Origin of the sequence: Agaribacterium haliotis, assembly GCF_002312815.1 — a bacterium.
GTDB lineage: Bacteria > Pseudomonadota > Gammaproteobacteria > Pseudomonadales > Cellvibrionaceae > Agaribacterium > Agaribacterium haliotis.
On record NZ_NKQJ01000014.1, the window covers coordinates 1 to 25,695 of the forward strand.

Annotated in this window: 24 protein-coding genes; 14 read left to right on the top strand and 10 right to left on the bottom strand. The window is 47.3% G+C overall.

Annotation, left to right across the window (positions count from 1 at the left end; translation table 11 throughout):
- Nucleotides 1-982 precede the first annotated feature (982 nt).
- Nucleotides 983-1,897 carry a CDF family Co(II)/Ni(II) efflux transporter DmeF gene (gene dmeF, locus CFK45_RS15495; RefSeq protein WP_096087449.1) on the bottom strand — a complete coding sequence of 305 codons (915 nt, stop codon included), beginning with the start codon at nt 1,895-1,897 and terminating at the stop codon, nt 983-985.
- 304 nt (nt 1,898-2,201) lie between these two features.
- Here dmeF and CFK45_RS15500 point away from each other — a divergent pair, with 304 nt between their 5' ends.
- From CFK45_RS15500 to CFK45_RS15515, 4 genes are all read left to right on the top strand, one after another.
- Complete coding sequence (locus CFK45_RS15500; protein WP_096087360.1) at nt 2,202-2,891, top strand: response regulator transcription factor; 690 nt, start codon at nt 2,202-2,204, stop codon at nt 2,889-2,891.
- A complete protein-coding gene (locus tag CFK45_RS15505) occupies nt 2,888-4,252 on the top strand; it encodes a sensor histidine kinase (RefSeq protein ID WP_192870769.1) in 1,365 nt (454 codons plus the stop codon). Before CFK45_RS15500 ends, CFK45_RS15505 begins: the two co-directional genes overlap by 4 nt.
- 126 nt (nt 4,253-4,378) lie before the next feature.
- Nucleotides 4,379-6,403 (top strand): TonB-dependent receptor domain-containing protein, encoded by a 2,025-nt coding sequence (locus tag CFK45_RS15510; RefSeq protein ID WP_096087362.1) that lies wholly within the window; start codon nt 4,379-4,381, stop codon nt 6,401-6,403.
- Nucleotides 6,404-6,466: 63 nt separating this feature from the next.
- Nucleotides 6,467-7,033 (top strand): hypothetical protein, encoded by a 567-nt coding sequence (locus CFK45_RS15515; RefSeq protein ID WP_096087363.1) that lies wholly within the window; start codon nt 6,467-6,469, stop codon nt 7,031-7,033.
- A gap of 164 nt (nt 7,034-7,197) precedes the next feature.
- Here CFK45_RS15515 and CFK45_RS15520 read toward each other — a convergent pair whose 3' ends face one another.
- From CFK45_RS15520 to bfr (CFK45_RS15555), 7 genes are all read right to left on the bottom strand, one after another.
- Nucleotides 7,198-7,998 (bottom strand): SDR family NAD(P)-dependent oxidoreductase, encoded by an 801-nt coding sequence (locus CFK45_RS15520; RefSeq protein WP_158224728.1) that lies wholly within the window; start codon nt 7,996-7,998, stop codon nt 7,198-7,200.
- Between the two features lie 62 nt (nt 7,999-8,060).
- Complete coding sequence (locus tag CFK45_RS15525; RefSeq protein ID WP_143247616.1) at nt 8,061-8,954, bottom strand: MerR family transcriptional regulator; 894 nt, start codon at nt 8,952-8,954, stop codon at nt 8,061-8,063.
- A gap of 1,118 nt (nt 8,955-10,072) precedes the next feature.
- On the bottom strand, nt 10,073-10,789 hold the full coding sequence (locus CFK45_RS15535) for a class I SAM-dependent methyltransferase (protein ID WP_096087367.1): 717 nt from the start codon (nt 10,787-10,789) through the stop codon (nt 10,073-10,075).
- 36 nt (nt 10,790-10,825) lie between these two features.
- The gene (locus CFK45_RS15540; protein WP_096087368.1) at nt 10,826-11,188 is read right to left on the bottom strand and encodes a nuclear transport factor 2 family protein; all 363 of its coding nucleotides are present in this window, start codon (nt 11,186-11,188) and stop codon (nt 10,826-10,828) included.
- 229 nt (nt 11,189-11,417) lie between these two features.
- On the bottom strand, nt 11,418-11,798 hold the full coding sequence (locus tag CFK45_RS15545) for a GFA family protein (RefSeq protein WP_096087369.1): 381 nt from the start codon (nt 11,796-11,798) through the stop codon (nt 11,418-11,420).
- A 227-nt stretch (nt 11,799-12,025) separates the two neighbouring features.
- Nucleotides 12,026-12,493 (bottom strand): bacterioferritin, encoded by a 468-nt coding sequence (bfr, locus tag CFK45_RS15550; RefSeq protein WP_096087370.1) that lies wholly within the window; start codon nt 12,491-12,493, stop codon nt 12,026-12,028.
- Nucleotides 12,493-12,969 carry a bacterioferritin gene (bfr, locus tag CFK45_RS15555; RefSeq protein ID WP_096087371.1) on the bottom strand — a complete coding sequence of 159 codons (477 nt, stop codon included), beginning with the start codon at nt 12,967-12,969 and terminating at the stop codon, nt 12,493-12,495. Before bfr (CFK45_RS15555) ends, bfr (CFK45_RS15550) begins: the two co-directional genes overlap by 1 nt.
- A gap of 419 nt (nt 12,970-13,388) precedes the next feature.
- On the opposite strand from bfr (CFK45_RS15555), the gene CFK45_RS15560 reads away from it, so the two are divergent.
- Complete coding sequence (locus CFK45_RS15560; RefSeq protein ID WP_096087372.1) at nt 13,389-14,390, top strand: peptidylprolyl isomerase; 1,002 nt, start codon at nt 13,389-13,391, stop codon at nt 14,388-14,390.
- Nucleotides 14,391-14,463: 73 nt separating this feature from the next.
- Here CFK45_RS15560 and CFK45_RS15565 read toward each other — a convergent pair whose 3' ends face one another.
- Both CFK45_RS15565 and hutX read right to left on the bottom strand, forming a co-directional pair.
- The gene (locus CFK45_RS15565; protein WP_096087373.1) at nt 14,464-14,997 is read right to left on the bottom strand and encodes a HugZ family pyridoxamine 5'-phosphate oxidase; all 534 of its coding nucleotides are present in this window, start codon (nt 14,995-14,997) and stop codon (nt 14,464-14,466) included.
- A 14-nt stretch (nt 14,998-15,011) separates the two neighbouring features.
- Nucleotides 15,012-15,404 carry a heme utilization cystosolic carrier protein HutX gene (gene hutX, locus CFK45_RS15570; protein WP_096087374.1) on the bottom strand — a complete coding sequence of 131 codons (393 nt, stop codon included), beginning with the start codon at nt 15,402-15,404 and terminating at the stop codon, nt 15,012-15,014.
- A gap of 110 nt (nt 15,405-15,514) precedes the next feature.
- Between hutX and CFK45_RS15575 the strand changes: the two genes are divergently transcribed.
- From CFK45_RS15575 to CFK45_RS15615, 9 genes are all read left to right on the top strand, one after another.
- Complete coding sequence (locus tag CFK45_RS15575) at nt 15,515-17,491, top strand: TonB-dependent receptor plug domain-containing protein (RefSeq protein ID WP_096087375.1); 1,977 nt, start codon at nt 15,515-15,517, stop codon at nt 17,489-17,491.
- Nucleotides 17,492-17,501: 10 nt separating this feature from the next.
- Nucleotides 17,502-18,611 (top strand): HmuY family protein, encoded by a 1,110-nt coding sequence (locus CFK45_RS15580; RefSeq protein ID WP_096087376.1) that lies wholly within the window; start codon nt 17,502-17,504, stop codon nt 18,609-18,611.
- Nucleotides 18,612-18,691: 80 nt separating this feature from the next.
- On the top strand, nt 18,692-19,525 hold the full coding sequence (locus CFK45_RS15585; RefSeq protein WP_096087377.1) for a heme/hemin ABC transporter substrate-binding protein: 834 nt from the start codon (nt 18,692-18,694) through the stop codon (nt 19,523-19,525).
- Nucleotides 19,526-19,554: 29 nt separating this feature from the next.
- Nucleotides 19,555-20,616: a FecCD family ABC transporter permease gene (locus tag CFK45_RS15590; protein WP_096087378.1), complete on the top strand. Its 1,062-nt coding sequence runs from the start codon at nt 19,555-19,557 to the stop codon at nt 20,614-20,616.
- Between the two features lie 36 nt (nt 20,617-20,652).
- Nucleotides 20,653-21,426 carry an ATP-binding cassette domain-containing protein gene (locus tag CFK45_RS15595; protein WP_158224730.1) on the top strand — a complete coding sequence of 258 codons (774 nt, stop codon included), beginning with the start codon at nt 20,653-20,655 and terminating at the stop codon, nt 21,424-21,426.
- A gap of 231 nt (nt 21,427-21,657) precedes the next feature.
- Entirely contained in the window at nt 21,658-22,575 is a 918-nt protein-coding gene (locus CFK45_RS15600; RefSeq protein ID WP_096087380.1) for a DegV family protein, read from the top strand.
- Nucleotides 22,576-22,727: 152 nt separating this feature from the next.
- Nucleotides 22,728-23,255: a GNAT family N-acetyltransferase gene (locus CFK45_RS15605; protein WP_158224731.1), complete on the top strand. Its 528-nt coding sequence runs from the start codon at nt 22,728-22,730 to the stop codon at nt 23,253-23,255.
- A gap of 240 nt (nt 23,256-23,495) precedes the next feature.
- A complete protein-coding gene (locus tag CFK45_RS15610; RefSeq protein ID WP_096087382.1) occupies nt 23,496-25,226 on the top strand; it encodes an amidohydrolase in 1,731 nt (576 codons plus the stop codon).
- An 84-nt stretch (nt 25,227-25,310) separates the two neighbouring features.
- On the top strand, nt 25,311-25,637 hold the full coding sequence (locus tag CFK45_RS15615; protein ID WP_096087383.1) for a hypothetical protein: 327 nt from the start codon (nt 25,311-25,313) through the stop codon (nt 25,635-25,637).
- Nucleotides 25,638-25,695: the final 58 nt, after the last annotated feature.

The window sequence follows — 25,695 nt, forward strand, 5'->3', positions numbered from 1 at the left end:
TGCTCCTGCATACGCACTACTGTACACATCCATGTGTAAATGCATTAACTGCATTTTTGTCATCCCTTGCGGTTGTTACGATCTGAAAGTTGTACCTGGTCGCAAAACTGTGAACAATGTCTGTATATACAACGGCAAATTGTCGCCTTAGTTAACAAAAAATATTTTTTTGAAAAAAATTAAATTTCTTTTGAACTATTTGCGCGCAGCTTCGTCTTATTAAGTAAGACATCTTGCTTCCCCAAAGCATTGTTCTTCCCCCAAAGTAAGCACTTAGCCCGCGACAAGCTCGCGGGCTTTTTTTTGCCTACAGGATGTAGGTATGCCGCGGTAGCATGGATGCTAATGAGCGGCGGCTTTAGGATGAACGGCATTAATTGCTCCTCGACGTTTTGCTCCTGCATACGCACTACTGTACACATCCATGTGTAAATGCATTAACTGCATTCCCGCCATCCCTGGCGGTCGTATGCCGCGGTAGCATGGATGCTAATGAGCGGCGGCTTTAGGGTGAACGGCAGTTAATGGCTCTATGATTACGCCTGCTCTCGCCTTTTGAGGTGCCTGAATGATCTAAAGGCTAGCGACAAAATTATTTATCCAAATCCTGAATTTGCGTGGCGCTGTCACCTATTGCCTTTGTTTTTCCTCAGTCTGAGATAAAACGCACAAAAACTGGCGCCTGACTAATCTTGAATAAAAAAATTAAAATTATTTGAACTTATTCGTTGTAGAGTACTCTTAACAAGTAAGACATCATGTTTCTCCCAAACATTGTTCTTCCCCCCAAAGTAAGCACTTAGCCCGCGACCAACCTCGCGGGCTTTTTTTATGTTCAGGATGAACGGTATAGCGCGGGTTCAAGGATGAACAGGAGCGCATATGTTCAGGATGAACGGTATAGCGCGGGTTCATCGGCACACAGATGTGGCTTATTAGAACAACACTGGGTCAGTTGTCGATACTTGCTTATAAACAGCGACTAATCCATGTCACTGATATTGATTTCAACGGTAATGTGCTTAAGCTGCTCTATGTTGGCAAGCTGCTGTTTGTAGAAGCCTGCGGTTTTTTCAGGCTTATTGCTTGTGATTGCAATAATGGCGGCGTAATCACTGCCGCTTATACGCCAGAGGTGGAGATCGCTAATATAGCTATCCGGCGCTAGTTCTAAGCGCTTGACGATGCTGTTTTTGATGTTTTTATTGTCAGTGGCATCTAATAAAATCGGCGCGCTTTGCAGCATAAGTTTATATGCCCAGCGGCTGATGATAAGCGCGCCGACTATGCCTACGACAGGATCTAGCCAGAGCCAGCCGGCCAGTTTGGCGGCAACTAAAGCTGCAATCGCAAACAGTGATGTCAGTGCATCTGCGAGTACGTGCATATACGCTGCGTGACGGTTGTGGTCGTGCTCGTGCTCGTGGTGATGCTCATCTTTTAATAAAACGGCGCTTATAAGGTTGATCAGCAGGCCGAGCACGGCGACGGCGATGGCTTCGCTAAAGTGAATGTCGTGTGGCACAAACAGCCTTTGAATAGATTCCATGCCCATCATCAGCGCGACAACAGCCAGGGCTACGGCACTGGCAAATCCCCCCAGCACATTCACTTTACCTGTGCCAAAGCTATAGCGCGGGTTGTCTTGATTTAAGCGCGCGTAGCGGTAGGCAAAAAGAGTAATGGCAAAAGCGGCGACATGCGTGGCCATGTGCCAGCCGTCGGCGAGCAGGGCCATCGACCCTGTGATTTGGCCCGCAGCAATTTCTACGATCATCGTAACCGCGGTTAGCAGCAAGACATATAAAGTGCGGCGCTCGCCTTGTTGGCTTTGATGATTAAAGTGGTGGCTGTGAGTTTCTGAGTGTTGCTGTGTGTGTGGCTGCTTGGATTCCATGGCGCGCTGCTGTTGGTTAAGGTCGGGCCTTGATGCCCGGCTGAGATTGCTTGTGCAGGCTTGCAATCATTTTTTGCCTTACCTGCTCAGCTTAATATAACTGAGGCTCAATTCCATGATGTAAGTCAAAGTTATTGCTAATGAGATTGATTCGTGTTTTTGTTGTCGTATAGAATGTGGCTCAGGCCTTATCGCGTATTGCACGCTTTTGAGGTGAGATCAGGTTTTTGCCTCGCTGGTGTTTTCTTATGTGCGCGTGCTGTGAATTCTGGTGTAGAAATGAGTTTTCTTCAGAGCTTATGTTATGGCCTTAGCCCCAGGGAATATTCTTGTAGTCGAGGACGACGCTGAGTTAAATCAGCAAATATCCCAGCTTGTCAGTGCGGCTGGTTATCGTGCAGACGCTTGTTTTGATGGGCAAAGTGCGCTGCTTTTGGCCGCTAAAAACAACTACGATCTGGTTCTGCTTGATTTAATGCTGCCCGAGTTAGACGGCCTAACATTACTGAGCATGCTGCGTACCAGTAGTCAGGTACCGGTGATGGTTGTCAGTGCCAAAGGCGCTGAACAAGAGCGCATTATTGGCCTGCGCCAGGGCGCCGATGACTATATAAGTAAACCTTTTAATGCTACAGAACTATTACTGCGCGTCGAAGCCATACTTCGCCGAAGTCAAACTCAGCAAAGCATCGGCCTTATGCGCCAGAGTATTTGCGGTTTGAATTTACAGCTTGATACAAAAAAAGTTTTTTTTGAGCAGCTTGAGCTTAATTTTACGCCTATTCAGTTTAAGCTTTTGTGGGAGCTGGCCTTGCATCGCGGCAAGGTACTTAGCAAGGCTTATTTGTATCAACAGGTATTAAGCCGCAGCCTTGAAGCTCACGATAGAAGCCTGGATATGCACTTTAGCCGCATTCGGCGCAAGTTAAAGCAAGCTGGCTGGCGCGATGATCAGTTGCAGACGGTGCACGGCAAAGGCTATTGCCTGAAATGAGCCGCAAGCTTTTCTGGAAGCTGTGCTTGTTATTTGCAGCGGGCATTGTTGCGCTTTTTTATTGTATTCATCAGCTCGCTATTGATACGGAAGAGGGCATGAGTTTATTGGCCGAGGCGCACCGGCAAGAACTTTTGCAGTGGGGGCGCCAAGCCGAAACTTTTTATCGCGCATCTGAGTTTGATCAACTGAAAACTTGGCTGCAGGCTTTGCAAATACATGAACAAAGCGAGGCGGCTGTTGTAGAGCATAAAATTCGCTTGGTTCAGGGGCGGCAGCTCGATCCAGATCGATATACGGGGTTTAATCTGGGTAGAAGCATTGACTGGAAAATACACCTGTATTTTGATCGCAATCCGGTGATGGAGCTGCCGTTTCAGGGGGGCGGTGCGAGTTTGCTGATCGTTTTACCCGATAGAATGCGCCCGGGCAGGCACTGGCAAACAACGCGTATTTTTTTGTTAATTATTTTACCAATGCTGATGTTGGCAGTCTTGGCGATACGTTTATATTGCTACATTATGCAACCGCTGCGGCAATTGCAGCAGGCAACTCGAGCCTTCGCTCGCGGTGATTATTCTGTGCGGATTTCACCCGAGCTTAGTCGGCGCAAAGATGAGTTTTCTGAGCTCAGTAAGACTTTTGATCAAATGGCCGAACGTATCGGCAAACAGCTTGTTGCCCAGCGGCAGTTAATTGCTGATTTGAGCCACGAACTGCGTACACCGCTGACTCGCTTAGATATTGCCCTTGAATTTGTAAAAAAAGAAAACGAAAGGGCGCTGCAGCCTTGCGATACAACAATAATTTTGCGGGTAGAGCGCGAATCAAAAAATATTCGCCGCCTGGTTGATGATGCGCTGAGTTTGGCTTGGCTTGAAAATGAAAACCCGGTGAGTCGCGACGAGCAGATCGACTTGGTTGATCTGTGTGATGTTATTGTTGAGGATGCGCGCTTTGAATTCACCGGCAAGCAGGTTCTCTGTAGACTTCCCGCAAATGCACCGCTTAAAAACAGCAATCACCGCGCTGTTGGTCAGGCGCTGGAAAATATTTTGCGCAACGCCCTTCGTTATACCGCAAAAGGCGGCTCGGTCGAACTTGATTTAAGCCTCAATAAACAACAGGCAGTTTATATATTAAAGGTGAAAGACCGCGGCCCGGGTGTCGATGCTGCGCTTTTAGAAACAATATTTCAGCCTTTTTTTCGTATCGATAAGTCGCGCTCGAGCCAGAACGATAGTTTTGGTTTGGGCCTGGCCCTGGCTAGGCGCCAGCTGGCAGTGGTGGGAGCGTCAGTTTACGCTGAAAACCGCGACGGCGGAGGTTTATCTATGACGCTGGTTTTGCCGGTGTCGTAAGCGGGTAAGGGCTATTTGCCGTTGTTACGCCTGTTACGTTTGTAACAAATGCAACAGAGGTTTACGTGCCACCCTTATATGGGAATAATTCTTATTTGAGTTTGTTTCCTATATAAAGAGTCTCTGATGTCTAAGTCACTTGCTTTAAAAGCACTTGCACCGTTGAGCGCGGCTATTTCTGCGTCAATTTATGCAGCGCCTGCGCTTGCCAATGAAGATAGCGAAGTTGAACAAGTTGTTGTTGTCGGCCGTTTGACTAATACCGAAGTAAGCCCCGAAGAGCTTGAAAAACAGCAAGCTGCGGACCTATCTGATGTATTTCGCTACATCCCCTCGGTTTCTGTGGGTGGCTCTATTGGTGTTGCGCAAAAGATTTATGTGCGCGGTATGGAAGATACCTATTTGAATGTAACCGTTGATGGTGCGCCGCAAACCGGAACACTCTTTCACCATATCGGCCGAGTAAATATCGAACCTGAATTACTGCAACAGGTTGAAGTGCAAGCCGGTGCCGGTGAAGCGACCAGCGGCGCAGGTGCTATTGGTGGTGCAATTCGTTTTCGCACTAAAAGTGCGTCGGATTTGCTCGCCGACAAAAATTATGGCGGTACCGTTAAGGCTAGCTATTTTGACAACAACAGCGCCAAAAAAGGTGTTGTTTCAGGTTATGGTCGCATAGGTGACAGCTGGGGAGTGCTCGCTTCGTATGTATCTGTCGATAGTGACGTTATGGTCGACGGTGATGGCGATGACATAGTCGGTACTGGCGCCGAGCAAAAGCTTGGTTTCGTCAAAGCTGATGGCGCTTTAGGTGAGAGCCAGCACCTAAGTGTGAGTTATGAAAATCGCGATGAAAGTGGTGAATTTCCTCGCCGCCCAAACTGGGCGGGTGCTGACCCTGAACAGCAAGACTACTTTCAAACAGAAGTTGCGCGTGAAACGACCGTCGCAAATTACAAGCTGAATCCCAATGAGCTTATTAACCTGGAAGGTACCCTGTATTACACCGAGCAAAGCCTGGATCAGGATACCGGGCCGAACAATTGGGGCCTATATACCGCTGAAGTTCAGTCCATTGGTACGGACATACGCAATACATCAAATTTTGCCGGGCACAGCCTTATCTACGGCGTTGATTACCGCCAAGATAAGGTAACAGCTTATGGCGACGGCTCTATTTACCCTGTAAACAAGGTGAGTGAAGAGGGCACGGTGCTCGGAGTTTATATTCAGGATCACTGGCGTTTTGCTGACGTGTTTTTACTGAGTGCGGGTTTGCGTTACGACAATTACGCGCTTGAAAAGGGTTTTGATCAAGAAGAGCTTGCCGGCTTTGAAACCGAGCCTGAAACATCCAGTGATGGCCTTAGCCCCAATATCGGTTTGAGTTATGAGGCCAGTGAATACGTAACCATGAATATTGGTTATGCCGAGGCGATGCGTGGCAAGGAAGTTGGCGACGGTTTTACACTTGAATCGACCTACATTGAAAAAGACTTGCAGCCAGAAAAGGTAAACAATACGGAATTTGGGATTGAGTATGCAGACGAAAGCTTATTTTTAAGCGCAGCTTTTTACCAAAGCAAAATTACCGACGTGATTATGGATCGGATTGGCCGCCCAGCCCTTTACCAAAATATCGGTGAGTTTAAGACTAAAGGTTTGGAGCTAGGCGCTGCATATCAGTGGAACGCACTGCGTTTGAGCCTAAATTACAGCAAAGAAGAGCCCGAGCTTAACGGTCGTGATGTTGAAGGTTATGAAGAAATTGGTCTGGCCAACGCTAGAGGAGATACCTGGAACTTCGCTGCGTCTTATATTTTCTCTGATGCATTTGAGCTTGAATACAACTATACAGCGGTAAATGGGCTCGACGTGAATACGCTCTATTGGGCCAAAGAACTGGGTTGGGTAGATCAGACTTATGTTTTAGAAAAACCAGGCTATGAAGTGCATGATGTTTTTCTTCGCTGGAAACCGATGAAAAACGATACGCTCAGTGTCGACCTGGCGGTACTAAATGCATTTAATGAGTTGTACCGAGATCACAGCAGTGTTGGAGATTACAGTGCGGTTCCTGACTGGGAGATTGTCTCCGGTGCGTACGAGCCGGGTCGCGATGTTCGAGCGACGCTTACCTATAATTTTTAATAGCTTGTAGTTTACCCTTGATGGAGGCGCGGTGCTGTTTAATGGCATCGTGCATTTTTATATATGAAATCTAAAACACGTATTTTGTGGATGCAGTTACACAGTTATGTTGCCTGCTTTTTTTTCCCGCTGGCTTTGCTGTACTTGTTGACGGGCTTGGTTTATATGCTCGGTTATGAAGGGGAGGAGACCGAACTTCTGCACGAGCCTTTTGTTTTAGACTCAAAGGATTGGCCTAGCTCGGAAGCTGAGCTAAAAAAATTGCTTGAACCTTTGATTGCCGAGCGCGGGCTTGGGCCATTTCCTCCTGACTTTTACAATGAAGAAGGAAAGTGGTTGAGCTGGTATGGTTACAAAAGAGCAATTACGCTACTGCCAACAGAAAACGCTGGAGAGTATGAATTAGAAGTAATTAAACACAGCTTCTGGAAGCAGCTATTGTTGATTCACAAAAGTTATGCCGGGCCTTTATTTTGGGTGTTCAGTTTTTCCTTTGGTCTAAGTTTGTTGTTCAGCCATGTTAGTGGCTTGGTGATTGCGCTCAGTAGCAATAAATTTAGGCGCTCGTCTCTTATTTCTTTAGGGGCGGGAGCACTGTTGTTTGCCTTACTCTTTATATTTGCTAGCTAAGTATTGGCAGGTGTGATAGACATACCTGCCCAAGCTGGCTTTTCCCGTCTCTCTTTCCTCTTAGGTGGGGCATGCGCCTAAGAGTAGGCGTGAAATAATGAATATTCCTCTCGAAAATGTAAGCATTTTTGTATTCCATTGAAGTTTTTATTTTATCGTTGCTTCTATAGAATTGAGTTAGGCATCGCTGGTTTCATCATCGAACCAAACATTTTCTGCGCAAATGATCTCGGCATTATCTTTGCCATCATAAACTTCATTATCTTATTAATTAGGCCCGGTACCGTTACAGGTTTTTTCCCCAGGTTTTTTATTGCAAGCTTTGCAACGTCTTCAGCTTTCATCCAATGCATTGGGATTTTACTGAAATCAATATTGTCTATGCCAAACATGCCCGTTTTGGTTGGCCCCGGCGCTAGTACTAGTACATCAGAACCTTCTTCTTTTAGTTCATGGTACAAGGATACTCCGAAATTGAGTGTCCACGCTTTACACGCCGAGTAATTAGCCAGATAAGGTGACCCCATGTAAGCTGCAATACTCGACAAAAATATTAGCCCCTTTCTTTCACTGTTATTGTCAATAAACCATTTTGTCAGTGTCAACGGGGTATTGATATTAAGTTGTGTTTCTCTCAGGCAATTATCTAGAGTATGCTTTTTAAATACCCCAGGTTGCCCCCAGCCTGCGTTATTCACAAGCAAAGCAATATTCAACTGTGTAAACACATGCTCTAATGGGCTCAGCGCCTTAGCATCAGACAAATCAACCCCAATGACCTTGGTATCAACCTTATACTTGCCCATTAATTCACTAGCTTCTTTCTCCATTTTCTCAACCGACCGAGCTACCATGACAAGGTTGTAGCCTTTCTCTGCAAGCTGCTTACAAAATGCTAGACCAATGCCGGATGAAGCACCCGTTACCATTGCCCAGTTACCGTATTTCTCATTTTTTTTAGACATGCGTGTACCTTCCATTAAATTTATTTCTGAAATAGGGATTGAAAAAATTTGAAATTATAAGTTTAGGGTTTAGCTTTGGGTCGCAAAGGATATTGCAGTTCTATAGCCGTTTCTGTTAGTTTTCCTGGCGTAGGCAGTGATAAAAATACTTCGCGACTAGAACCAAGGAATTCGTATTCACTTTGCTCCACCCACGAAGCAATGGCGCTCCTCGATACAAATGTTTCCCCAGGCGGGCCGATGTGCACAAGTGTAGCGGCGAGGTTTACCGGGGGCAGTTCTGCCAACCTAAGATCCAAGTCAGCTAAGCGGGGTAAAGTTTTCATATTGACCCCTTCGACGGTATAACCTAAACGGAGCTCAAGGTCTTCATGTTCGTAGCAATCCTGCATAAGTATTGCCGTCAAACGCCCCAAATTTTTAGCAGCGATACTCTGAGACAGACAAATTGTTAACCGCTCGATTAAGGACTGAGCTTCATTAAAGTTTTTAACTGTAGCGTCCAAACAAAGATAGTCTGCTCTTGGTAGTGACCTAATTTCCATATTATCTGGAGGGCTTGAACTTTCAATGTCTATGTGCGCCAAACGAGCCGCTACCAGCTGTAAACGCATTTCATCCAATTTGATTTTCTGCTCCAGTTCAGCTTGTTTGAGCAACAACATGCCCCGAAAAGCTTCTTCATCAAGCTGTTGGTCTAATATGTGGCGAATTTGATCAAGCTGCAAACCGAGCTCTTTTAGCGCTACGATTCTGTTTATAAGCGGAATTTGACTGGTTCGGTAGTAGCGATAGCCACTTTCGCTATCAGTATGTAAGGGCTTAAAAAGACCGATATCATCGTAATAGCGCAAAGCTGACGCTGGCACTTGTATTAACTTAGAAAACTCACCAATTTTAAACATTTGTTTACCTATGACTGCGAGAGTTGCCGTTTCATTAGGGCCTGTTAACACAAATTAAATGCACTCTGTTGCGCCCCTCATTCCGCTATCAAGGCGTTTGGAGCGCAGTTTGGTTGCTCCAAATAAGCGACAAACAACACAGAGAGCGGGATGAGGGGCGCAACCCGAAGGGCTGGGCCTGAATATCCGCCCCGATGCGTTACTTATCGCTTATTTAGCTTGCTAAACTGCGCTCAAAGTGCCTTTCTGGTCGAATACTCAGGCCCAGCAGAGCGTATTTAATTTGTGTTAACAGGCCCTAGAACGACACCAAGATAAAGCTTCAAGTAGCTTGAAGGTCAAGCATTTATATATTTTTTTTCATAGCGCTCGACAACAGTAAACTTTCGCATAGATATCATGACCCCAGCACCAAACGAAGATTAGCGCCAACGACAATGACGACAATGTTATTATTTAGTGGCCCTAGCAAGCACCTGCACTAAAGCGCCTGACAAGCCCCCCAGTTTACGCCATGGGGATTCGCCACTGCCAACTCTATTCCGTCATTTATACATCGGTAGAAAAATACCGACTGTTCTAAATATTTAGATGGATTAAAAGAACTAAGAGCAACTTATTCTCTTGGAAATTGTTTGTTTGCATGAAAGTCGGGGTTTGATGTTTCTAAACAAGCTGAGCTTCAAAGCTTTAAACTGTGGTGGGGAAAGACATTGCAGGTCTTGTCGCTCCATCACTTTGATGTTTTTTGTGTTATTGCCAAATACAAGGCGAGTTTGTAGTGTTTATATAACTCGCTATTTATTTTCCTGAGTGTTTGAGCACTGGCTTGATTGAGTATTGCTTAAAGTAAAAAGCATAAAGAAAAATACGAGACCTAAGCTCAGTGCGTTAAATACGATGTTGGGCTGGTTGCTCTCTTGTTGCATATACGCATTGCATAGCTGTAAGAGGCCTAAGACCGCGAACAATAAACTAAAAATAAAGCTTTTCATATATCCCTAATTCCTGTGGGGTGATACGCCGTGTGACGATCTTTGTGTTGATATGTCACTTGATCAATACCGTGCGAGGTCATTTCGCTTTAATGCTTCAAGTCCAGGCGATTTAGCTGGTGCTGCCGATGCGGTCATCCATTTGCATAGCTATGTAAGTGATAATGATTTACATTACTGTTTGGTGTTTTTACTGTCAAGGCCCGGCGCGCTGTTATGTGAACAGCTTTTTTTTATAAACGTGCTCACAAAGCGCCCGAGTTTGCCAAAAGCGGGCGCACTGCTGTCATCGTTTTCTATCTGTTGGGAGCTTAAACTCAGGCCGTTTTTTTCAAATGCCTGGACGTGCCCCGGTGTTAATAACCACGGTGGGCCCTTATCAAAGTGGCGCGCTTCATCGCAAACTTCTGCAATAACCAAAAGCTGACCGCCGGGTTTTACAAAACTGGCAATGCTGCTGATCAGTTGTTGCTCATATTTAGGCGGTAGCGCTTGAATTGTGTAAATCTCCAAAACAAAATCAAATTGTTCACGCCACTGCGCTTGCGCTTTAAGCAAGTCCGCTTGTAAAAATTGCACAGAGCTTTGAGCAAAGCGCTGTTTGCAGTAGTCGATGGCAGTTTGAGAAATATCAAAAGCAGTGACGTCAAAGCCGCGCGCCTCAAGCTCTATGGCATCGTCGCCCATGCCACAACCGACAACCAGGGCCCGTTCTACATTGTTGGCTGAAAGTGGCTGTTGTTTTAGCCAGCGCTTAAAGCTCGGGTGGGTGTCCATCTCGGCCCAGGGCACACCTGCGCCGTCGCTGTTGGCTTCGGCGTACAGTTTTTCAAACCAGTCCGATGGTCTGTGTTCGTCGATACCGAATTGCTCTTTTATATCCTTGCTCATGCTGGCCTTTACCTGAGTTATTATTAACAGTAAGTATCAGCTGTTGTGAAGCTTGGATGTGTCGACATAAATAAGGTACTTATAAATTAGCTCGCCTTTTAGGATGAGCACGTTGGCAAAAGGAACTTCAAGTGTTGTGTCGTCGTGGCGTAAATACTTTACGTGGCCGTTGCATATAACGTCGCCGCCGCCATCCCAGATTTGGTCTATCTGGTGTTCGATGGCTTTGATGCTGGAGAAAAATCCGGCAACGGCGCTTTTGATATTGGCTTTGCCATTGACGGCTTCGGCATTGCCAAAAATAAAGCTGGCGTCGTCGGCCAAAAACTCTGCAAAACTGTCTGCATTCATTTGATCAACGCTGGCAAAAAGCGCCTGTGTCCACTGCTCGAGGTCCAAGTTCGGCTCCTTTTATCTGAAAGTAAATGTAGTTACAGCGATCAATAGCAACGCTGTAAACTTATCTGTACCATCTTATCGCTAAATGCGCCCGGCTTGTTGTTTTGAGGCAAATAAGTGGAATCGTGCGAACGATGTATTCCCGCTAAGCAATAGACGTCGTTTTTACAGCTTAAATATATGTGGCTCTAAGCTAGTGCTTACTCTTATTGCTGGGGACTTGTATTTATTAGAGCTTGTTTTTTCCGTCAAACAGGCTCGGTTTTAGTGAATAGAAATCGATGCCTTCAAGGCAAGCGGCATTAACAATAACCGCCTCGGCGCCTTGTCGGGTGATTTCAGTAAAACACTGTATGCCGCAGTTGTTACAGAAATAATGCCGCGAAAAGCCGCTGTTACCGTAGGCACTAAGTTTGTTTTTATCCGATTGAAGCTCAAAACCTTCAGGGTCAAGTTTTAACAGTGTAGTGGCGCGGCGTACACAAAAGCTGCAATTGCAGGTAAAAGCGCCACTTAGGTCGGTTTGGGCTTTGAATGTCACGTTTTTACAGTGGCACGATGCCGGGTACCATCTGGCTGTTTGCTTTTGTTGTGATTTCATTTCTGGCATAAGCTTTTTTGCTTTTAGGTAGATGAATAATTATCTATAGCTTGTGTGAAAACTGTTTGCATAAAACAGGCAGTACACAACAAAAACGATTCAGTACCAAGCATACAGTTCAAGCCAAGCAACATTATGTACAAAAAAGCCCTCGCTGCAGCTTGCTTCTAAAGCATTCGGCATTGAGGGCTTTAGGCGATATATACAGGCCGTAATGAAGCGCCTGTACATTAACCTTACATTTGGCTTTGAATATAGTTTTCCAGGCCAACTTTTTGAATCAAGCCCAGCTGCTGGCGCAGCCACCACTCGTGATCGACTTCGGTGTCATCCAGCAGGCTAACCAGCATGTCACGCGTAACATAATCTTTTTCTGTTTCACAGATGGCGATGGCTTCGCGCAGGGCCTGGCCGACGGCAATTTCAACGTCCAGATCACTCTGCAGCATGGCCGGCACGTCTTTGCCGATGTTAATCGGGTGGCGCGTTACCATGTCTGGTGTGCCTTCGAGAAACAGCATGCGCGCAATAAGTTTTTGCGCGTGGCCTTTTTCGTCGTCAAATTCGTGGCCGATACGAGCGGCAAGTTTACTTAAGCCCCAGTCGGCATACATTTCAGAGTGAATAAAATACTGATCCATTGCCGCCAGTTCATAGCTCAATAAGCGGTTGAGCTCGTTAACTACTTTGTCGCTGCTGTGCATTAGTCGTGCTCCTCAATCTGAGCCTGTAAATAATTGGCAAGGCCCATATTTTCAATTTGATATTGTTGTGTCTCGACCCAATCGACGATGTCTTCTTCGTACTCGAGTATCTCAGTTAGCATGTCGCGGCTGACGTAGTCCTGCTCTTGTTCACACAGGGCAATTGCCGCTTTTAATTCGCTCACTTGAGCAAGCTGAAATTTGAGATCGCAGGCGATCATTTCTTCGCTGTGCTCACCGATAAGCAAAGGGTTGAGTTTTTGCAGATTCGGCAAACCTTCAAGGAAGAGGATACGCTCGATAAGCTTGTCGCTTTGTTTCATATCCTTTATAGACTTTTTGTAAGCAACTTCATTTAATCGCTCGAAACCCCAATTTTTATACATGCGTGCATGTAAAAAGAAGCGGTTAATGGAAGTCAGCTCGGTAGTCAGCACCTGATTCAGGCTGGCGATGACTTTGGCACTGGATTTCATTTGAGTCTCCTTGTCGGCTTAATCGGCCCGATGAACTATGCCAGCTAGTTTAGCGATTTCTTGTCTTAAATCAATAAAAATATAATGAAATCAATAGCTTACAAATGTTAATCATTCATGTTTAGCATCCGTTTTGCATTTGCACGGCGGCGCTAAGTTAAGGAAAACATTGAAGTTATCCCGGCGGCGCGATTGCCTAATTTAGGTGGCCACAATTTTTGCCTATTTACATTTAATACTGTTTTTTCCTGAGCCCTAGTCGCTTAGCTCCCTGAGGCCATAAGCCCAGCTCTAACATGCTTTTGTTACGTTTTTGTAGGGAAAAGAACTTTTATGCGCCACTTGTGTCAGAATGTTTTCCGGCTTTCTCACTGCCGTATTGCTGTGAGAGTCTTGTTGGTTATTGAAAGAGAGCAATAATGAAAAAATCCCTACTTGGCCTAGCGGCCCTTGTTCCAGTGCTTGTCGGCCCCATGTTTGCAAATGCTACCATCGTAAGGTTTGAAACAAATCTCGGCAGCTTTGATATCAACTTGTACGACGAAGCGACGCCTCTGACTGTTGCCAATTTCCTGGCCTATGTTGAGTCCGAAGCCTATGACAACACGATTGTGCACCGCCTGGAAGAGGGTTTTGTTGTTCAGGGTGGTGGTTATGTCTACGGTGGTAAAAATGATAGCGGCTACCCATCTTTTGATGCTATTGATACTGAAGATGCGGTAACCAACGAGCCTGAGTTTTCGAATGTCAAAGCGACCATTGCTATGGCGCGTGTCGGCGACAGCCCGGACAGTGCCACCGCGCAGTGGTTTATTAATTTAGAAGACAATAGCGACAAGCTGGATATCGACCGCGGGCAGCGAGATTATTACCCCGGCTACACAGTGTTTGGAGAAGTTGTTGTTGAAGAGACAAACGATGGTATGAGTACCATCGCGACGATCGGCGAACTGCCGGTGGCGCGAGACTACAGCGCAGCAAGTATCTGGACCTACGGCTCGCTTCCGCTTGTTGATTTAGCTGACGATGCCACTAATTTTGATGACAGTAATTTATTGATTGTTGAAAGTGTGCGAGTGATTGATGCGGCCATTGATACTGCGGCTAATTTAGATCCGGCGGTCAATGTTCTCAAAAACGATCTCGACCAAGACGGCGTTGACAATGAGCTTGATCAGTGTAAATGGACAAGCAGCCAAAAAGAGGCCGATGAAGAGGGTTGTGCGCTTTACCAGAAAGACAGCGACCTCGATGGTGTCAACGATGAAGTGGATCAGTGCCCCGGCACCGTTGATGGAACATCCGTTGGCCGCGATGGTTGCGAGCGCAGTGACGATGACAGTGACGGCGGTGGTGCTGGCTCTTGGTTATTATTGGGCTTGCTGGCGCTGCCGCTATTTAGGCGCCGAAAGCTCGCGTGATATAAATTAGCGTACTGGCTTTTATCAAAACCGCCCCGAGAGGCGGTTTTTTACATTAAGCCTTACGGGTTATTTAAGCGCTTGCTTGCGCCTCGCGTTTTTGATGACCATCGCGCATATGGTTCAGGTCGCTGCCGGCCAGCTCTGGGCCTTTTAATGCGTAAGCTTTGCCAAAACCCTTAACATAGCGGCCGGTATTTACCGTCAAGCTGAACAGCTTAAAGTCTGACAGTGTGCTCAAGTGGCGTGACGTTGGGCCAAGCCGATCGGCAAGTGTATCGATGCCCTGTTGCCAGCCGTCACTTTCGTGCGCAATGTGTTTTGCTTCAACACTGTAGTTCACGCGCTTGCGGGCAAACAACTGCTCAGCGCTGTCTTCATCTTCAATAATCAATATCGAAGCTTTGGGGTTGGCTTTTAGGTTGATTGCATGCACGGCGATGTCGCTTAGCAAAACGTAGATGCAGTTGTCGCCAAGCGCAAACGGCGCGTAGCTGGCGTAAGCCTCTTGGTTTTTGCTTAAGCTGGCTAATTGCAGGCTTTTTCGACTGTGGATAAATTCCAGGATCTCTTCGCTTAAGCGATCTTGTAAGGCTTCGTTTTTCACGTTTTCACTCCAGTTTATCGTGCTGTTTGTTTCAATTGTTCAAAAGCTTGCACTTGGCTCGCAATTAACTCGCGATGCTCGTCCCGCCCGACAAAGACTTTAAAAATACACTCGCCATTTTTGTCTTCAAAAACAAAACTCAAGCTGCGTGCGCCTCGGTGAAGCTTGTCTACCAGAGCGATCGAGGCAACGGCGTCTAGCTTGAGGTGGCCCTCAAAACCGGCGTTGGCGTTGTCCCCGGCGCCTTTGAGGTTGTAATAACCGTGGGCGACAGCGCCCTTAGGAAACGGGCCCTTAAACTCAAATACGGAGCCTGAGCTAAATACGATGGTGGTCATTGGGCCCCAATCGCTAAAGCTTTCGAGCAGTGTTTGGGCGTGCTTTCCTGAAAGGTGAACATTAGACATAGGAAGTACCTGGCGACAAAACAATAATGATAATGGTTATCAACTGCCTTTACAAATGATTGTATTTCTATATGATAATAAATCTCATTTGTGGTTCTGTTTAGTAGTTTATGTCGTTTCCTATTCGCACTAGCTTGATTGTATTGCTGCTTGCCTCGGCCAGAGTTTTGGCTGATGAAAGTAGCGCCAGCTATATATCTCAAAAGCTTGAGGAGCTTGTTGTCAGTGGCACGCTCACTGAGCTCGCGCAGATGGACAGCCCAGTTCGAGTTGAAGTGATCAGTTCCGCTGAAATAGAGCAGCTACACGCACTGCAGCTGGATGAGGCTGTCAAACAGTTACCCGGTGTTAGTTTGCGCCCGGTGCGAGGCAAGGAGGGCCAAGAGGCGTGGATGCAGGGCATCAGTGCCAACCGTGTATTAGTCCTGGTTGACGGCGAAGAAGTTTCCGCAAGCACGGGTTCGGCAGTTGATCTAACCCAGATTGCGACAACCAGTGTTGCCCGTATTGAAGTTGTCAAAGGCGCAACATCGGTACTCTACGGTTCAGACGCAATGGGGGGCGTGATCAATGTGATACCCGCAGTACCGGACCCCGGTTTTAGTGCGCGCTTGAGTGCGGATGCAGGTTCGTGGGGCGAGCAGAATGAAAATCCGAATCAGCCCTTAGCTCGCCGGCGCGCGCAGGCGAATATGAGTTTGAACAGTGAGCACTGGCTGTTTGATTCCGATCTCAATGCGCGCTTTTCCGATGGTTGGGCGGTTGATCCGGCCGCCTGGAATCAGCAGGGCGCCGATGGTCACAAAATTAATTTTCGTTTAGGTGGCCGCTATAAAATTGATTCGCGCAACTTTGTTCAGCTGCGTCACGAAATCTACGATCAGAAGCAGCACACGCGCTTAACTGAGTACAAAGCAAATAATGCCTTTGAGCACGACAAGCACGATGACGCAACGCGCGAGCATACGAGTTTGCGTATAAACCTGCAAACATCAGCCCAGCAGCTATCGCTAGTTGGTTTTCATGAAGACTACGAAAATATTAGTGCGCCGAATAATATCATTGAGCGCAAAGCTTATATGGACAGCGATAAATTATCGCTGAAATGGCACTACTTTGATTTTTATGCACACAGCTTAACTGTTGGGCTCGATTATTTTGGCGAAAGTTTACAGCAAACTAAACAAGAGCAAGCTAAGTCTGTTGAACATGAGTTGCAGGGCGATAGCAAGCAATATCGCGATGCCATTGATGCTTTTATTCAAGATGAATTTGATGTTGGCGGTTGGGCACTCGTTCCCGGTTTGCGTACTCAGTATGACAGCGACTTTGGCCAACATACGGTGGCGAAGATTAATTTTCGCAAAGATTTACTCGAAACTAATTCTCTAAGGTTTTTTACCCGTGGTGGCGTAGGCAGCGGCTACAGGGTGCCAAACCTAAAAGAACGGTATTACATTTTTGATCACAGTGCGCTCGGTTACATGGTTCTAGGCAATAGCGAGTTAGAGCCGGAATCTTCACTAAGTTATCAGCTCGGCTTTGTCTTGACAGATTCCAGGCTTTTTCAGTTTGACGTGAATTTTTACCTAAACCAACTTGATGGCCTTATCGATACCCAGTTCAAGCACCAAGAAGGCTTTGTGGATATCTATGGTTATACCAATGTCAGCGAAGCTGAGACCAGTGGCGTTGAATTGAATTTGAGCTGGTCTCCTCTTAATAGTCTTCAGTTTCAAGGGGGCTGGGTGTATTTACAAGCTGTCGATAAAAAAACTAATCAGCGTCTAGTAGATAGACCGCGGAACCAGATTAAATTTAACGCGAATTATCTTAGCCCGTGGGGAACTCAACTTAGTTTGCTCGGCCAGTGGCAAGACGAAGAATACGATGCCGTTCGGGATTTAGAATCACCGAGTTGGGCCAGCTTTGATGCCAAGTTAAATCACGCATTTAACAGTATGTTTAGCCTTTACGGTGGTGTTGACAATATAACGGCCACTCAACGCGATTTTTATGCAGGTTATGACCAAAGACCCCAAGAGGGGCGAATGATTTATTTAGGATTTAAATTACAAACACCTTAAGGGGGCGTATATGAAAAAGTATTTTTTTTTACCACTACTAGTTTGTTCTGCTTTGCTGTTAGGGGCATGCGCAGGTGGCGATAGCGAGGACAGTGACGATGGTGCTAACGCTGGCGGCGATACTGGTGTTTATCAGACAACACTTAAAAGCAAAACTTTGGATGCTAGTGAAGGCGCGGCATATCTCAACTTGAACTCCGGTGAACAAGTAAGTGCTGATGAAACGTGGCACCTAAAAATTGATCGCTTTAATATTGAACTCGGCAGTGGTGTTGTTGCCGCCTTGGGCGATGCGCAAGACGATTATTACAATGGCGAAGATGCAGATGCGGTAGTGTTTCAGCAAGCCGATGCCGATCAAGAGCTCGAGAGTTTGTGGGCGGTCATGCCCAGCTCCGATATGGCCTATGTTGCCGATTCTTATCAGCCTGCAATTTTAGGTAACGGCGGTTGGTACGACTACGCCAACGGATCGGTAACGGTTAATGATGACACTTATTGGATTGTCAGTTCTTCTTCTGGTGAAAGTTATGCGCAATTGCGCGTTTCAGCGCTTGAGGCTAAAAGCCGGGATGATATTAGCGCAACGTTTGAGTTTAAAGCTCAGGCTGCTGGCGAGTCTGCGTTTTCTACAGAGCTCAGCTCAATCTTTACTACGGGCACCGTTGCGGCCGCTGAGGCAGGCGGCCGAGTTTGTTTTGATTTTGATTCAGGCGCAGAGCTTGCGTGTGATAACGCCGATTGGGATATAGGCCTTGAGGGGTTTGACATAGTGCTCAATGGTGGCGCTGGCGGCAGTGGCAGCGCGGCGGCCTTTGGCCCTATCGCGGCGATGGACATCGCAGACTACAGCAGCGCATCAGCCGCGCCAGCTCGCGCTTTTGCTCGCGACAGTATTGGTGGTTTGATTTCCGAACAGAGCTGGTATGCCTATGCGGTAACCGGTGAGCCAAATGATCACGGTTTGTACCCGAATTATAGAGTGTACGTTATTGATACTGACAGCAGCGCTGAGGCAGATACCAAATTTAAATTGCAAGTTGTGAATTATTACAGTGAGTCTGGTGCGTCTGGGCACGTAACCGTGCGTTGGGCTGAGCTTGATGATGCAGGCCAATAAAATTCGCTGTTTTACCTAAGGTGGAGCAATTGCTCCGCCATTTTTTATTCTTGTTTTAGCTCGACTTCCTGGTTCCTACTATGCTTTTAAGGTTTATTTCTTTTTCACTGTTGCTGTTTGGCTATTGTACAAGTGTTTTTGCTGGCGCAGGGGCGCGTGTTGTGGTTGCCGACGGTAGTCTTACCGAAATTGTTTATGCTCTTGGTGCAGAGCAGGATTTAGTCGCGGTTGACAGCACCAGTGTCTATCCCAGTGAGGCGACAAAATTACCCAATGTTGGCTATTTAAGAGCACTGAGTTCAGAGGGTATTTTATCCGTTCAGCCCGATATCTTCTTGACCACGCAAAGTGCGGGCCCCAAAAAAACGCTTGATGATATTCAAGCGGCCGGTGTCAAATTAAAGCAGATTAACAGCGCTTACAGTTTGGCTGGCGTGTTGGATAAAATTGATCAAGTGGCTTTGACCTTCAACAAAACATCAGCCGCTGCGCCCATTAAAAAGCGCTTTGAAAAACAGATGAACGAGCAAGTTCAAGCTCTAAAAGCGGCATTTACACAGAGCCCTAGAGTTTTAATGTTTTTAAATATGCAAGGTAATCAGTTGATGGCCGCAGGCCAGGATACTCAGGCTCAGGCTTTGCTTGATATGCTCGGTTGGAGCAACGCGGCAGAGGGCTTTCGCTCTTATAAGCCAATGAGTAGTGAAGCTATGCTGGCGGCCGATGCGGATCTGATAGTGGTTTTACAGCACGGCCCGACTAGCGCTGAGCTAAATAAAATGCTGCTGATGAGCCGGGCAGCCGAACAGGGCAGATTGTTGGCCATTGATAGCTCTGCGCTGCTTGGTTTTGGTATTCGTTTACCGTCGGCTTTGGCTGAAATAAGGCAAAAGCTGAGTGCGGCACAGCCGTGAACTAGTGTACTTGGAATAGGCGTAGCTACGTGAACATTAAACTAGGTATCAATCATCGGCATCGACAGTTGGCATTTGCGCTTGCAGCCTTGCTCACATGCTGCTGTTTTTTTGCTTTGGCTAACGGCCCCTTGCAAATTAATTTTCAACAGTTATTTGACGTTGTCAGTTCGGGTTTTTCTCAGCCGCAAGCTGAGCTGCGTATGCAGCACTATGTGGTTTGGGATATTCGGCTACCGCGGTTGATATGTTCGCTTGCTGTTGGTGCAGGTCTGGCGTTGGCGGGTTGTTGCATGCAGGCGCTGTTTCGCAATCCGCTTGCCGATCCTGCGCTTATTGGGGTTAGCAGTGGCGCAGCTTTTGGCGCTGTATTTGTTATTGTTTTTTCTGCAAGCTTCGCCTCAAGTTTGTCTGTCGCGAGCCACTTCTTGTTGCCGCTTGCAGCGTTTTTAAGTGGAGCCATAACCGCCATGTGTGTGGTTGCCATTGCAACTTACCGCGGCCAGAGCAACGCTGCATTAATGTTGTTAGCCGGGGTGGCAATGAATGCAATTGCCGCCGCCGGTATTGCGCTGCTGACTTACGCTGCAGATGATAATCAGCTAAGGGATCTTAGTTTTTGGTCTATGGGCTCGGTAGCAAAAGCGACGTGGCCTGAACTGGCGGTAGCTGTTCCATTAATTGTTGCAAGTAGCGTAATGTTGTTGCGTCATCGTTCGGCCCTAAATGCGCTGTTGCTCGGCGAACAAGTCGCTTTGCATATCGGCCACGATGTAAAGAAAATAAAGCGCTCTATTGTTGTTCATGCAACGATTATTGTTGGTTCAGCAGTGGCTATCTCGGGCGTAATTATGTTTATTGGCTTAGTTGTGCCTCACCTTATACGTTTAATTTGCGGCCCGGACCACAAAAAATTATTGCCTTTATCGATGTTGCTCGGAGCGAGTTTACTAACCCTGGCCGACTTAGCCGCGCGCCAGCTCATCGCTCCGGCCGAGCTGCCTATCGGGGTGTTAATGTCTGTTGTCGGTGGCCCATTTTTTATTGTCTTATTGCTGCGTCAACGCAAGCAGTTATTGTTTCAATCGTAGTGCACTAAAACTGTAGTTTAAATGCCGGGTGGTTTAATGAGTTTGCATGTCCAGCAGTTATCGGTCAGCGTTTCCGGGGCCGAGCTGCTAAAAAATATTAACTTTACCTGTGAAGCAGGGCAGTTGCTCGCGCTGTGCGGTGCCAATGGCGCGGGTAAGTCAACGCTGTTAAAAACCTTAGCCGGGGAGCGAGATTACAGTGGCAGCATACGCCTTGGTGGAGTTGAACTCGCCTATCTAGATGCCGCTGAACAGGCGCGGCTGCGCGCGGTTATGCCACAGCAGTGCGATTTAAATTTTGCCTTCTCAAATTTAGAAGTCATTGAATTGGGTTTGCTGTTTTGCCGAACTCAGCAAGAAAAAAACAAGGTGCTCACTAAGCTTTGCGAGCTATTTCAATTAGATGAATTGCTAGATAAAAACTACATGCTCTGCAGCGGCGGGCAAAAACAGCGTGTTCAGTTGGCTCGTGTTGTCGCTCAAATCTTTCAATGTGGCGGCCCAGAGGGCAAGTTGTTATTACTTGATGAAGCCAGTTCGGCAATGGATTTGGCGATTACCCAAAAAGCTTATCGGGGCTTGCGCAAGTTGTGCTCGCTCGGCGTCGGCATTGTTTCTGTTGTGCACGATCTGAACGTTGCCGCACTTTACGCCGATACGGTCGCGCTGCTGAGCAATGGCAGCTTAAGCCACTTTGGCGAGCCGGCGAAGATCTTGACTAAACAAAATGTTGAACAGGTGTTTTGCGCTGAAGTGCAGGTACTCTGTGCGCCGGAATCTGGTCGCCCACAAATTTACAGTGCGTTTTAGCGCGACTCTCTTGCCTGTTTCTCTTGCCTCTTTTGTTGTTGAACTCAATTAGGCTGCTGTTTGTTCTTGCAGCTTTATAATGGCTAGCCACTGTCTGTTATTACAATTTGGTTATAGAATACAAGTAATAAAATAACTGCGGCTTGTTAATAGGTGCTTAAAGCGCTGTGCTTGAGCATCCAGAGCGGCTAACAAATCTAATTCTAATAATAGTAATTGAGCCACAATGCCATGAAAACTGCGATCTTAGTTGATTCTGCCTGCCATCTGCCGAAAGCGTTTTGTGAAAAATACAATGTAGGTTTGGTTCCACTGACTTATAGCATCGATGGTAGGGAGCGCAGTGACAGCTGTATCGACTACGATGCTCTGGCACTGTTTAAAAGTGGTGAACTGGCGCGCAAGCACGAGGTAAGCACCCGCGCCCCGAGTGCCGAGCGCTTCGAAGCGGCTATTTTAGCTAAAGCAAAACAGGGCTTTGAGCGCATTATTGTGCAAACAGTCAATCGCACCCAGGGGGAAACCTATAACAACGCGACGGCGGGTGTTGCCCTGGCAGAAGCAAAGCTTAAAGAAAAGAATATTACCCTGCGGGTGATGGACAGTCGCACCGCGTTTGCAGGGCAAGCGTTGATGGCGGCGGAAACGATACGCCGCATGCTAAAAAGTGAAGACGAAGCGGCCGTTCGGCGCAGCATGGATAAAATCAGCGAGAAAATTCATAGCTATATTCTGCCTAAAGAGCCGCTAGTTGCGTGGGAGCGCGCTAAGCAGCGCAACGAGAATAGTGTCAGTCGCGGCCAGGTGCTACTGGCCAATGCACTTGGTATTTACCCGATTATTTGCAATGTCAACGATGCCTCGAGTTCGGTGGCAAAGATTCCGGGGTTTAAAAAAGCGGCAAAAAAACTGTTTCAAAATGTTGCCCGCTGTATTGAGAATCAGCCTCTGTGCCCGATTGTAACAATCAACTACTGCGGATCGCTCGAACAGTTAAAAGCCCTGCCGGGTTACGCAGAACTTGCAGCTGTGGCGAAGAACAACAAAATTATGTTGATTTCGTCAGTCGCCAGTGTTGCCAGTGGTATTTATGCAAGCCCCGGTTCGCTATCGGTAGCCGTGGCGACCGACGAGCCAGACTGGCGCTAAGCCAACGCATTTAAACTATCCTGCTTTTTGGCGCCAGATTTGTCTTTGGATTGTTTTGTGCCATCTTTGTTGCATATTTGTTATGGCGCTGGAACCACTGTGCCAACAGGATTAATATGATGCCTAAATAATCAACTGCGCAGGAGGGAATCGTGAGCAGTGCTAGCTGTATTGATGTCTCTTTGCGTATTTGCAATCTCGCCGATCACAAAGAGCACCTGCCTACCTTGGCTTTTTGGCACCATGAAGAGTGGTTGAACGGCCGACCTTATGTTCCTGAACGCGATAAATATTACGGTTTTAAACGGCGCCTGCAGGTATTGAGATCTCATTTTGTTGAGCAGGCGCTGCCGCGAAGTTTTGTCGCCTTGTACAACGGTGAGCCCGTTGCTTCAGTCAGCTTGGTGTATTTTGTTTTTACCGAGCGGCAGAAAAAAAGCCTTTGGTTAACCAACCTCTACGTGCCTCCACAGCTGCGACGCCAGGGGCTCGGTGAGTTAATGCTGGACTATGCTCTGGACTACGCGCTTAGCAATGAAAAAGAACAGGAAAAACTACTTCTTTATACTCGCGACAAAGAAATTTTTTACAAAAAAAGAGGCTGGCAGGCCCAGGGCAGCGGGCGTGTGCAGGGGCAGAATGTTTGCATCCTCAGTTACCCCTTAGCGAGCTCGCTATAAGCAGTATTTATTGGCGTTTATTAACACGCTTGAGCCTATCTGCACGATAGTGCTTTTGTCATACTTCCTTCGCTAAAACTTAATCTAAAGTTTCCCGGCCCTCGATAAATCGATCTTCGGGCCTGTTAACAGGGCGCAGTACTACAAGCTTTAGTACGACAAGGTTTAGTACCACAGGTTTAGTACGACAAGTTAGTACCACTGCGCTTAGCATTACAGCGTTTACTCAAGGAAAGAAGTATGAGATTTGTAACCGTTTTCAGTTTGTTTTTTCTACTTATTGTTAGCAAGTTGGCCGCAGCCGAAACAGCGGACATTACCGTCTATGTGGCAAAAGAAATTGTCACAATGGATAAAACGCGGCCTACGGCGAAGGCGGTTGCAGTGCGAGATGGGCGCATACTTTCTGTCGGCAGCATGGAGCAATTAGAGCCCTGGTTAAAAGGGCAAAAATATCGTGTTGATCGGCAGTTTGAAAAGAGCGTTATATTTCCCGGCCTTATTGATGCGCACCTGCATCCTTTGCTTGGAGCGTTGCAGTTAGCGACAACCTGGATAACCCCCGAGAGTTGGACGGTTGACGGTGTTGAGGTTCCGGCAACGAGGAGCCCGGAGGCTTATTGGTCCGCATTAAAGCAGGCGCTTTTACAGGATAAAAACAGCGACAGCCCGATATTTATTACCTGGGGTTGGTCTGAGCCCGAGCATGGGCCAATGACACGATCCATGCTCGACAAATTAAATAGCGATAAACCGATTATGGTTTGGCAGCGCTCAACCCACGAAGCCGTTTTTAACAGCGCTGCACTGGCGTGGATGAAGCTGCACGAAAAAGATATTAAGAAGGAGCTGCTCGGCGCGGTTGATTATCAACAGGGCCGTTTCTGGGAGGCGGGTTTTTTTGAGGTCGCAGTGCCCAAGCTTGGCCCCTATTTGCTTTCACCGACTTTTATTGACTCGAGCTTTGCTAAGTTAAATCGCTACTTGCAAAACAACGGTATAACGACCGTTGCTGATATGGCCTTTGGTACCGTTAATTGGGATTTAGAGGCGGCGAATTACCAGCGCAACTTGGTCGATGCGAAGGTGAACTACCGCACGGTACTCGTTCCCGACGTATATAAAATTTCTTTATACAAGGGCGGTTTTGACAAGAGCTTTAAGTTTGTCGACGATTTTATGAGCCAGCCAAGTGAGGTTGCTCAGCTGGTGCACGGCAAACGGGCAAAGTTCTTTAGCGACGGTGCGATGTTTTCTCAGGCTATGCAGATGCACGAGCCGGGTTATATCGACGGCCATCACGGCGAGTGGATTACGCCCCCCGATGAGTTTTTGCTGTTAATGCGCAAGTATTGGAATGCGGGTTATCGCATTCATGTGCACTCTAACGGCGATGCCGGCATCGACAATACGCTCGACGCTATGCAGACCTTGCAGTTTGAAACACCGCGCCAGCGTCACCCGCTTGTTGTTGAACACTACGGTTATGCCAACGAGCGTATCAACCGCCGTGTCGCCGAGCTCGGAGCGGCGGTGTCGGCGAACCCCTATTATTTGCATTTGCTCGCCGATTCCTACAGCCACGTCGGGCTCGGTGCCGATAGGGCTGCCCGTCTTGTGCCCCTGTCTTTGTTAGTTGATCGAGATGTACCGGTGTCGCTGCACAGCGATTTTGGTATGGCTCCCGCTGCGCCTTTGAGCCTAGCCTGGGCGGCGGCGACAAGAACCAGCCTCAGCGGTGAGAAAAAAGTTCCTCCACGGGCCTTAAGCGTTGACGAGGCGCTGCGAGCAGTGACCGTGGATGCGGCTTATATACTCGGCCTCGAGCAGGATATTGGCAGTATTGAAGCCGGCAAAAAAGCCGACTTTGTTATCCTGGATAAAAGCCCGTATCGCGCGGGCGCAAAAGCACTAAAAGACTTGCGTATTGTTACGACGGTGTTTGAAGGGCAGGTCAGGCCGTATCAATAAACGTCTAGAAAATTAGCTCACGCTCGCCGGGGCTTGGACTAAAATAAGCAATGTGCTGGAGCCTGTCTACAGAGGGGAAAAACTATGGCAGTTTTGTGTATTGGTGCTCTGCTTGTCGCTATAGCTGTGTTAGCGATGAGTTTTCATGAACTCTGTGATCGCCTCAAGGATCACGATGTTTACAACTGGCACATGCTCGGTGAGCCTCAGGGTTATTCGTTTGTTGACTTAGGAAAAACCTGCGCCGTGTATTCGTGGATCTTGAGCCGGGCCTATTTGAGCTCAGACAGTGAGCTGGTTAAGCAAGAGGGCGAGCGTGCGTTGGGGCGGGCGCTGTTTGTTCGCACATCGCTGTTGTCTGGCGCCATCTTACTCAACGTTGGATTTGTTCTTGCGCTGATGGGTTATTAAGTACTTAGCTGGTTTTAAGCTATAAAACGGGGCGCTTTGCTTTGGCTGGGCGCCCCGT

Excerpts from the sequence above, each read along its gene's own strand:
- dmeF (WP_096087449.1), bottom strand. The coding sequence starts at position 1,897 with ATGGAATCCAAGCAGCCACACACACAGCAACACTCAGAAACTCACAGC.
- CFK45_RS15500 (WP_096087360.1), top strand. The coding sequence starts at position 2,202 with ATGGCCTTAGCCCCAGGGAATATTCTTGTAGTCGAGGACGACGCTGAG.
- CFK45_RS15505 (WP_192870769.1), top strand. The coding sequence starts at position 2,888 with ATGAGCCGCAAGCTTTTCTGGAAGCTGTGCTTGTTATTTGCAGCGGGC.
- CFK45_RS15510 (WP_096087362.1), top strand. The coding sequence starts at position 4,379 with ATGTCTAAGTCACTTGCTTTAAAAGCACTTGCACCGTTGAGCGCGGCT.
- CFK45_RS15515 (WP_096087363.1), top strand. The coding sequence starts at position 6,467 with ATGAAATCTAAAACACGTATTTTGTGGATGCAGTTACACAGTTATGTT.
- CFK45_RS15520 (WP_158224728.1), bottom strand. The coding sequence starts at position 7,998 with ATGTCTAAAAAAAATGAGAAATACGGTAACTGGGCAATGGTAACGGGT.
- CFK45_RS15535 (WP_096087367.1), bottom strand. The coding sequence starts at position 10,789 with ATGAGCAAGGATATAAAAGAGCAATTCGGTATCGACGAACACAGACCA.
- CFK45_RS15545 (WP_096087369.1), bottom strand. The coding sequence starts at position 11,798 with ATGCCAGAAATGAAATCACAACAAAAGCAAACAGCCAGATGGTACCCG.
- bfr (WP_096087370.1), bottom strand. The coding sequence starts at position 12,493 with ATGCACAGCAGCGACAAAGTAGTTAACGAGCTCAACCGCTTATTGAGC.
- bfr (WP_096087371.1), bottom strand. The coding sequence starts at position 12,969 with ATGAAATCCAGTGCCAAAGTCATCGCCAGCCTGAATCAGGTGCTGACT.
- CFK45_RS15560 (WP_096087372.1), top strand. The coding sequence starts at position 13,389 with ATGAAAAAATCCCTACTTGGCCTAGCGGCCCTTGTTCCAGTGCTTGTC.
- hutX (WP_096087374.1), bottom strand. The coding sequence starts at position 15,404 with ATGTCTAATGTTCACCTTTCAGGAAAGCACGCCCAAACACTGCTCGAA.
- CFK45_RS15575 (WP_096087375.1), top strand. The coding sequence starts at position 15,515 with ATGTCGTTTCCTATTCGCACTAGCTTGATTGTATTGCTGCTTGCCTCG.
- CFK45_RS15580 (WP_096087376.1), top strand. The coding sequence starts at position 17,502 with ATGAAAAAGTATTTTTTTTTACCACTACTAGTTTGTTCTGCTTTGCTG.
- CFK45_RS15585 (WP_096087377.1), top strand. The coding sequence starts at position 18,692 with ATGCTTTTAAGGTTTATTTCTTTTTCACTGTTGCTGTTTGGCTATTGT.
- CFK45_RS15595 (WP_158224730.1), top strand. The coding sequence starts at position 20,653 with ATGAGTTTGCATGTCCAGCAGTTATCGGTCAGCGTTTCCGGGGCCGAG.
- CFK45_RS15600 (WP_096087380.1), top strand. The coding sequence starts at position 21,658 with ATGAAAACTGCGATCTTAGTTGATTCTGCCTGCCATCTGCCGAAAGCG.
- CFK45_RS15610 (WP_096087382.1), top strand. The coding sequence starts at position 23,496 with ATGAGATTTGTAACCGTTTTCAGTTTGTTTTTTCTACTTATTGTTAGC.
- CFK45_RS15615 (WP_096087383.1), top strand. The coding sequence starts at position 25,311 with ATGGCAGTTTTGTGTATTGGTGCTCTGCTTGTCGCTATAGCTGTGTTA.